Genomic DNA, 7,893 nt, shown 5'->3' with positions numbered 1-7,893 from the left:
TCCATTACCTGTCAGTGAAGGATACATTTGAGAAAATAACGATACTGTTTTTACGCTAACGCTGAAGCGTTAACAGTAACAACGGAAAAAACAGATTTTTGTTATCGCTATAATGAATAAGTGGTGCTTCAGATACCCACATGGAATAACGCCGTTGTACGATGTCCACCGGAACAATAAATGCTGTTTCGTTCACGCATGCGGTACGGTGACGGGAACACATGGCTGCATGAAATATGCCGAAAACAAGCTGGCAACAGTGAGCGATTAACGAAGATATATGGCAGTGCAGAAGCAGACAGGAGTATCTGACCGGGCGATTTATGCTTTCCCTGTTCATCAGCGATTGATAAAGTTTCGCCAGCTGACTTTTTATACGGAATTCTTTTCAGTATGCGTACTCGAATTGATTATCTGGCGGATAAATACAGTTTTACAGAACGGAACGAATCCCCCCGTCTTCGCCGGCAGTGGCAGGATGTTCTGGAGGAGTGTCGGCAGACAGAGGCCGGGCCAGAAGAGCGGTTGCGTATTGCACTGCTGAATGTGGATTACGTCACCAGTTTTGAACTGCCTTTTCGCTTGTTGCTTACCCGGACACCACAACTGATTGCCGCGCTGCGTGAAGAATGGGACATCAGTCAGAAAAATGTGGTGTTTAACGATAAACGGTTTGGCTGCGTGTACAGCCTGAAGGCCAGCCTTTCTGGTGTACCGGATACATTCCGGTATCATCTGTCTCACCGTATTCGTCGCGTGGTTGGGAATGAAAACACATCATTGCCATATCAGCAGGTTGCCCGGGAAGTGAAAGCGCCCCGTGAACGGCTGAAGTATGCACTGGAAGCGGGTTTACTGGTGACTGCACTGGACGGCCTGTTCTGGTCTGGCAGTCAGCGTATTGCGGCTGATGTTCTGAGGCTGAGAAAGGCCGGAATGCCGGTGGTGACCACAACCGTGGAGGTGTACGATAACCTGACGGGAACAACCCGCAAAATACCGGCATACCATCTCTGATACGACCATCAGGGGAATATTGCTCTGGCAGCAGCAGTACGACATTCTTTATACTTTATCCCCGTGCCTGAAAACATGTGCTAAGGAAACGGGAATGGCAAGGTCCGATTACGATATTATCAATCTGTCTCTGGAACATGAACTGAATGAGTGGCTGGCAGAGAGAGGTTATGCCGGCCTGGCGGATAACCGGAACCGCCTGGCAGAGGTGGTTACCCGGAAATTGCAGGACAGCTTTTATATCAACGTTTCCTGGGATGCGCTGAACACGGCATACAGTGAACACCCGGAGTGGTTTTCTGGGCTTGTCTCCGGGGATGAGAATTAATAAGTGGATTATGCTGCCATCAGGCAGTGTGATTGCCGGCAGGGATTTCGTTTTATTCTGTTTCTTCCCGGGGTTCGGGTTTGAATTTTCCCAGAAAGTTGTACATCGGCCGCATGCAGGGATGCGGATAGCCGTCCCGCATAAACACCACCCGGGTTTCCTCAACACTGGTCACGGTGACAAGCGCACCATGATCGTCTCTGTATCGCTGATTGATTTTCGGTAATGGAATATCTTCTGACATAGATTTCAGAACGGTAACAGTTAACTAAAATTTCATGTGATATTGCTGAATCAGGAGTCTCTGCCTCCTGATGTGTTTTGTTAATCTTCTGTTTTTACTAAAAATCCCCTCACTCCTTCTTTCATTGCATTTTGTTGTGCTCTTCCTTCATATCCTTCCCGTTTTCCAGAAATCACTTCAATGATGCTGAATCGTTACTCATCGTGATTTTCCATGACCGGAATCAAAAACTGAACTTTTCCGGCATAACTGGCTGTATTAAAAGCGTTCGCTGGAATAATTTTCTGCACTTTTCCATTAATCATGGTTATAAGTTTTGCGATATGCTGTTTTTGCGACACAAAACAGAATAAAGATCTATATATTTTGGTTGTGTCGATCGATACGTCTGTAATATTGAGTATTTCCAGATCTTTGTTCTATAATGATCAAAATTAAATCAGTGCGCAAGAGGAGGCTTTCTGTTGTGACGAAGCCCCTGAGGTGCAGGTTTCACAGGAGAGAGTCATGAGCAGTTCGTTTCAGAATGAAATCCCGAAAGCAAGGGTGAATCTGAAATTAGACCTACATACAGGTGGTGGGCAGAAGAAAGTGGAGCTTCCGCTCAAACTGCTGGTTGCCGGTGATTTCAGTAACGGACAGGAAGAGCGTCCACTGTCGGAGCGTGTAAAAACGGATATTAATAAAAACAATTTTAATGATGTTCTGGCGGATATCTCTCCGTCTGTGCGTCTGAATGTGAAGAACACGCTTGCCGGTGATGGCGCTGAAGAGAGCATCAGCCTGACTTTTCGCAATATGAACGACTTCACGCCAGAGCAGGTCGCCCGACAGATTCCCCGTCTTAAAGCCATGCTGGCCATGCGCAGCCTTCTGCGGGACCTTAAAGCCAATCTGCTGGATAACGTGACTTTCCGTAAAGAGCTGGAAAAGATTCTGCGTGACCCGGCACTGAGCCAGACGCTGCGTGATGAATTGCGTGCACTGGTGCCGGAAAAGGCGTGATTTAACGGATTACGAGAGAAAATGCTGATGTCTGTACAGAAAGAAAAGAACGTCGCAGAGAGTGTGGTATCTGAAACGCATACCGGCGACAGCGTATATGCTTCCCTGTTTGAAAAAATTAACCTGAATCCGGTATCTGCCCTGAGTGCACTGGATATCTGGCAGGATCCACAGGCCATGTCAGAAGCGTCTGCAGATGAACGCCTGACGGCAGGGATGCAGGTGTTTATGGAGTGTCTGGCAAAAGCCGGTACGCAGGTGGAAAAACTCGATAAAGCGCTGATTGACCATCATATTGCAGAGCTTGATTATCAGATCAGCCGTCAGCTGGATGCCGTGCTTCATCATCCGGAATTTCAGAAAGTGGAATCCCTGTGGCGGGGCGTGAAGTCTCTGGTGGATAAAACGGACTTCCGCCGTAATGTGAAAATTGAGCTGCTGGATCTGTCCAAAGACGATCTGCGTCAGGATTTTGAGGATGCGCCGGAAATTATTCAGAGCGGCCTTTATCTGCAGACCTATGTGGCTGAGTATGACACGCCGGGTGGTGAGCCCATTGCTGTCCTGGTTTCGGCCTGGGAGTTTGATGCATCTGCACAGGACGTGGCGTTGCTGAAAAATATTTCCCGGGTGGCGGCATCCGCACATATGCCGTTTATTGGTTCTGTTGGCCCGGCTTTCTTCCAGAAAGAAACCATGGAAGAGGTGGCTGCCATCAAGGATATTGGCAATCACTTTGAGCGTGCCGAGTACATCAAGTGGAACGCTTTCCGTGAAACGGATGATGCCCGTTATATTGGCCTGGTGATGCCACGAGTTCTGGGACGCCTGCCGTATGGCCCGGATACCGTACCTGTCCGCAGCTTTAACTATGTTGAAGAGGTGAAAGGACCGGATCACCATAAATATCTCTGGACGAACGCGTCTTTTGCTTTTGCCGCCAACATGGTGCGCAGTTTTGTCACCAACGGCTGGTGTGTTCAGATCCGTGGGCCTCAGGCCGGTGGTGCGGTGCAGGACTTGCCAATCCATCTGTATGATCTGGGAACCGGTAATCAGGTCAAAATTCCGTCAGAGGTGATGATCCCGGAAACGCGGGAGTTTGAATTCGCTAATCTGGGCTTTATTCCGCTTTCTTACTACAAGAACCGGGATTATGCCTGCTTCTTCTCCGCCAACTCCGCCCAGAAACCGGCGCTGTACGATACGCCGGATGCGACAGCGAACAGTCGTATTAATGCCCGTCTTCCCTATATTTTCCTGTTGTCCCGCATTGCGCATTACCTGAAGATCATTCAGCGGGAAAATATTGGTACTACCAAAGATCGTCGTCTGCTTGAACTGGAACTGAATAACTGGATCCGGGGACTGGTGACGGAGATGACCGATCCGGGTGATGAGCTGCAGGCTTCGCATCCGCTGCGTGACGGAAAAGTGGTGGTGGAAGATATCGAAGACAATCCGGGATTCTTCCGCGTGAAACTCTATGCTGTACCACATTTCCAGGTGGAAGGTATGGATGTCAGCCTGTCACTGGTTTCGCAGATGCCGAAGGCAAAAGCGTAAGGCAGGCGTCGGGAAATGAAGATTTACCGTCCGCTGTGGAGCGAAGGTGTTTTGCTCTCCCCTCAACAGTTTCAGCAGCAGACTGAATGGGAGTCTTTTCGCAGTGCCGGTATTTCTGCGCTGGCATCCCCGTTTCCCTGGGGAGTGGAAAAGGTTGAGCTTAATGACAGTCTTCTGTCATCCGGGCTGATCCAGATTACGCAGTTACGCCTCTGGCTGGAAGACGGAACACTTATTGATGCTCAAAGGAGCGATTTGCCTCCGGCACCGCGAGAGTTAGATGCCGGCCAGCTGGCTGACCACGATGCGGTAACTGTTGTTATTGCACTTCCCCACATGCAGCCCGGCGTGATTAACGTTGAGCAGGAAGGTGTCAGTGCAGACAGACCCGTTCGCTATCGGGAAGAGTGGGTAACGTTGCAGGATGCTTTTGGCTCTGAAGAAGAGCCCATGGCCGTTGCCCGGTTTAATTTTACCATTCGGTTTGCCCATGAAAACAATGACTCATGGAAAGTCTGCCCGGTAGCAAGATTGATCAGAGATGGTCAGAATGCGTGGCGACAGGATCCGTCTTTTATTCCTCCGGTGGCGTCATTTGGGGCAAGTCCGGTCCTGCGCGAACGTCTGGTGTTGCTCAATCGTCAGTTACTCTCACGACGTCAGCGTCTGATGGCGATGCGTCGTGAGAGTAACGAAAGACTCGCCGATTTTGCTGTTGCTGATGTTTCCCTTTTCTGGTTGCTGAATGCGCTGAATTCCCACGCCAGTGTACTGACGGAATACGAACGTTTTCCTTCCCGCCCACCTGAACAGGTGTGGGCGGAGCTCGCCCGTCTGGCAGGCAGTATGCTGACTTTTTCCCTGGAGCATGATCCTGACGCCATACCGGGTTATGACCACAAGGATCCTGCCAGTGCGTTTTTTCCATTGTTCGACCTGATAACGGGTCTGCTGGAGGCCAGTCTGCCATCCCGGGTCATTGCTCTGGAAATGTCCCGGCCGGATGGACAGACCTGGAAGGCCAGCCTTCACGATATCCGCCTGCGCGAAGAGGCTGACCTCTGGCTGTCGGTGCGCTCGGATATCCCGGCCTGGCAGGTTGCTGAGAAATTTCCGGCACTCTGTCTGGCGGGGTCACCAGATAATGTCAGTGAGATCTATGGTGCGGCACTCCGGGGGATCCCTTTGATCCCGGTGAGCAGGGTTCCGGCTGCGTTGCCTGTACGCATGGAAAACCAGTACTTTGCACTTGATATGGAAAGTCCCGCTGCACATGAAATGCTGGAGCAGGGAGTGTGTATGTTCTATGTGCCTGAGTTACTTGGTGCCCTGGAACTTGAACTGTTTGCGGTATTGCGCTCATGAGACAGGATATTGATATCGACCAGCTGATGATGGAGACATGGCTTACCGTCACCATGCTGAAAAAAGGTGCACTCACGCCCGATGGCACTGCGCTTTACAACAAATGCGTTAAACAGGTCGAAAGTGTGCGGGAAGCACTGGAGCGTGCCGGTTATGACGATGCCAGTGTGGAGCATATTACCTATGCACAATGTGCCCTTCTGGACGAAACGGTGATGAGCCGTAAGCCTGAAAAGAGCAAGGAAGGAGAGGAGCCGGACGTTGATGAAGGCCAGGTGGCCTGGCGTAAAGTGCCGCTTCAGGCCCGCTTTTTTGGCTCACTTCGGGCTGGTGAGGCTTTGTGGGATCGCATTGCAGAGGTTCTGCGTCAGCCTTCACCGGACCCGGCCGTTTTAACCTGCTATCACCGGGTGACAGCGCTGGGTTTTCAGGGGGTGTACTGCCTGAAAGCAGTCAGCCAGTCGCAGCGTGATGAGGTCATAAAAGCCCTTTCTGAACGCGTTTCACCGCCTGATGCCGGTCTGTCCCTGGTTGTTCACCGGATGGAGAAACATCGCTGGCGTCTGATGCGCTCAGTCTGGTTCTGGATAGTGCTCGCCGTCATTCTTACCGGCGTTATCTGGTGGGGGGGGCACCTCTGGCTCCAGTCTCTTTTGTCATCACAAATACCGGAGTTGCATGGCTGATGCGTGGCTCTGTCATCATTCCGGTAGCCCTGCACGTCCTGGTGGCTGTTGCCACATTGCTGTGGTTGTTGTGGTATTTCATTCCGGCAGGCAATGTTTTTAATGGTCTGACTACTCTGCTGATCCTTCTTCTGGCAGGCTGGACTGTTTTTAAAAACTGCCGGAGTGAAAAGCAAAAGCTCACATCTGACGTTACCCTGACGGATGCTGAACTGGCATTATCCGACACCCGGGCCCCTGTTGTACTGGTGTGTGGTGACATGCCGGAAGCGTTGTTTCAGGACGGTCCTCTGCGTAAAACAGCCCAGGGATGGTGGTTGCGGGTCGGTGACGTCAGCCGCTTAACTGACGTTGTCCGCAGCATACAGACGCAGTTCCCGCGCCAGGTCGGTCAGCTCTCTGTGATGTACCGCTGCCTGCCAGACTGTCATCATGATGAAGCAGTTCTTCGTTTCACACTGAAAACTCTCCGCCAGCAGTGTAATCAGATTAAATCCCTGACGGGGTTCGCACTGCCGGTTGTGTTGAGTGCCGAATTTTCCGGGCCTGAAACACCGTGGATAATCGTCCGGGGGGACAGACCGGTTGTATGCCCGGTTAATCATTCACCTCAGGCATTCACTGACTGGCTGCAGGTGGAAGACAATATTCTGGCGCTGCCGGCCGTCAGCGAGGCATTTTCCTTTATTCGTAATACGCTGGCTGATGAGCTGGAAAAAGCTGACCGGCTGACGCCACCTGTACGAGCATTTTCCGTTGCAATGCGCCTTGGTGCTGTTCTTCCGGGGATACCATCAGTCTGGTCCGACTGGCTCTGTTCCCGTACCTGTTTGCAGTTTTCCCGAAAACCGGGGCAGACAGTGCCGGCAGGTATGTTCCCGGATGCGGTTCTGCCGCTGCTGGCACCTTTTGCGTCGACGGTACAGGGAGGCCAGCGTACCCGTCGTCTGATTTTGCTGATATGGCTGTGTGTTCTGACCGCGCTGGGGATTTCTGCGCTTAACAATCGTGATCTGATCCGTCAGGTTAGCACCGATTTACAGCGCTGGAATGCTGTCCCGATGGATCCCTACCGCCCTAAGGCGGAATCGCTGGCTGCACTGAAACAGGACGCGCTTCTGCTTGAGCAGTGGCAGCGTCAGGGAGTGCCTTTACGTTACAGCCTGGGTTATTACCCGGGGCAACGCCTGTGGCTGGCCCTGCAGCAGGCTATCGATACCTGGGTTCCGCCTTTACCAGCGCCGGAGCCGGAAGCACCTCCGCAAATCATCCGTCTCGACAGTCTGGCGCTGTTTGATGCCGGTAAATGGACGCTGAAGCCGGGCGCCACAAAATGGCTGGTGAATGCCCTGGTGGATATTAAGGCAAAAGCAGGCTGGCTGATTGTGGTCAGTGGCCACACGGACAATACCGGTGACCCGCAGCGCAACCAGGTCCTGTCCCTGAAGCGTGCAGAGGCCGTTCGCGACTGGATGCGGGATACCGGCGATATTCCCCAAAGCTGTTTTGCCGTGCAGGGATACGGTGAAAGCCGCCCTGTGGCCCCGAATGACACGGCGGAAGGCCGTGCGCGTAACCGCCGTGTTGAAATCTGTCTGGTACCGCAGGCCGATGCCTGTCGTCTGCCGGACGCTTCCCCTGCGCCGGAAGAGGGCGCATCAGAAAACATAACGGAGTAATTT

The 7,893-nt window shown here is 52.1% G+C and carries 8 protein-coding genes; 7 read left to right on the top strand and 1 reads right to left on the bottom strand.

Annotation, left to right across the window (positions count from 1 at the left end):
- Positions 1–393: 393 nt before the first annotated feature.
- Together FEK47_RS23385 and FEK47_RS23380 are read left to right on the top strand one after the other, a co-directional pair.
- Positions 394–1,017, top strand: coding sequence for a DNA-binding protein (locus tag FEK47_RS23385; protein WP_138183395.1), 624 nt, complete (start codon positions 394–396; stop codon positions 1,015–1,017).
- Positions 1,018–1,111: 94 nt separating this feature from the next.
- On the top strand, positions 1,112–1,345 hold the full coding sequence (locus tag FEK47_RS23380) for a hypothetical protein (RefSeq protein ID WP_000124171.1): 234 nt from the start codon (positions 1,112–1,114) through the stop codon (positions 1,343–1,345).
- Positions 1,346–1,397: 52 nt separating this feature from the next.
- Here the strand turns inward: FEK47_RS23380 and FEK47_RS23375 are convergent, their stop codons facing one another.
- Positions 1,398–1,589, bottom strand: a complete 192-nt coding sequence (locus FEK47_RS23375) for a DUF4222 domain-containing protein (protein ID WP_001287796.1) — start codon at positions 1,587–1,589, stop codon at positions 1,398–1,400.
- 507 nt (positions 1,590–2,096) lie between these two features.
- Between FEK47_RS23375 and tssB the strand changes: the two genes are divergently transcribed.
- Genes tssB through FEK47_RS23345 form a run of 5 tightly spaced genes read left to right on the top strand, consistent with a single transcriptional unit; the run spans position 2,097 to position 7,890 of the window.
- The gene (gene tssB / locus FEK47_RS23365) at positions 2,097–2,594 is read left to right on the top strand and encodes a type VI secretion system contractile sheath small subunit (protein ID WP_001601243.1); all 498 of its coding nucleotides are present in this window, start codon (positions 2,097–2,099) and stop codon (positions 2,592–2,594) included.
- A gap of 21 nt (positions 2,595–2,615) precedes the next feature.
- On the top strand, positions 2,616–4,160 hold the full coding sequence (gene tssC / locus FEK47_RS23360) for a type VI secretion system contractile sheath large subunit (RefSeq protein ID WP_001601244.1): 1,545 nt from the start codon (positions 2,616–2,618) through the stop codon (positions 4,158–4,160).
- A 15-nt stretch (positions 4,161–4,175) separates the two neighbouring features.
- A complete protein-coding gene (tssK, locus tag FEK47_RS23355; RefSeq protein WP_001601245.1) occupies positions 4,176–5,525 on the top strand; it encodes a type VI secretion system baseplate subunit TssK in 1,350 nt (449 codons plus the stop codon).
- Positions 5,522–6,211, top strand: a complete 690-nt coding sequence (gene tssL / locus FEK47_RS23350; protein ID WP_001536469.1) for a type VI secretion system protein TssL, short form — start codon at positions 5,522–5,524, stop codon at positions 6,209–6,211. The genes tssK and tssL overlap by 4 nt, the downstream gene beginning before the upstream one ends.
- Entirely contained in the window at positions 6,211–7,890 is a 1,680-nt protein-coding gene (locus FEK47_RS23345; RefSeq protein ID WP_001601246.1) for an OmpA family protein, read from the top strand. Before tssL ends, FEK47_RS23345 begins: the two co-directional genes overlap by 1 nt.
- Positions 7,891–7,893: the final 3 nt, after the last annotated feature.

It is taken from the genome of Escherichia sp. E3659, from assembly GCF_005781135.1.
Taxonomy (GTDB): Bacteria; Pseudomonadota; Gammaproteobacteria; order Enterobacterales; family Enterobacteriaceae; genus Escherichia.
This window is presented reverse-complemented; position numbering and strand designations above follow the sequence as displayed.

Bases quoted from the DNA above. Each gene is read 5' to 3' on its own strand.
- FEK47_RS23385 (WP_138183395.1), top strand. From the start codon at position 394: ATGCGTACTCGAATTGATTATCTGGCGGATAAATACAGTTTTACAGAA.
- FEK47_RS23380 (WP_000124171.1), top strand. From the start codon at position 1,112: ATGGCAAGGTCCGATTACGATATTATCAATCTGTCTCTGGAACATGAA.
- FEK47_RS23375 (WP_001287796.1), bottom strand. From the start codon at position 1,589: ATGTCAGAAGATATTCCATTACCGAAAATCAATCAGCGATACAGAGAC.
- tssB (WP_001601243.1), top strand. From the start codon at position 2,097: ATGAGCAGTTCGTTTCAGAATGAAATCCCGAAAGCAAGGGTGAATCTG.
- tssC (WP_001601244.1), top strand. From the start codon at position 2,616: ATGCTGATGTCTGTACAGAAAGAAAAGAACGTCGCAGAGAGTGTGGTA.
- tssK (WP_001601245.1), top strand. From the start codon at position 4,176: ATGAAGATTTACCGTCCGCTGTGGAGCGAAGGTGTTTTGCTCTCCCCT.
- tssL (WP_001536469.1), top strand. From the start codon at position 5,522: ATGAGACAGGATATTGATATCGACCAGCTGATGATGGAGACATGGCTT.
- FEK47_RS23345 (WP_001601246.1), top strand. From the start codon at position 6,211: ATGCGTGGCTCTGTCATCATTCCGGTAGCCCTGCACGTCCTGGTGGCT.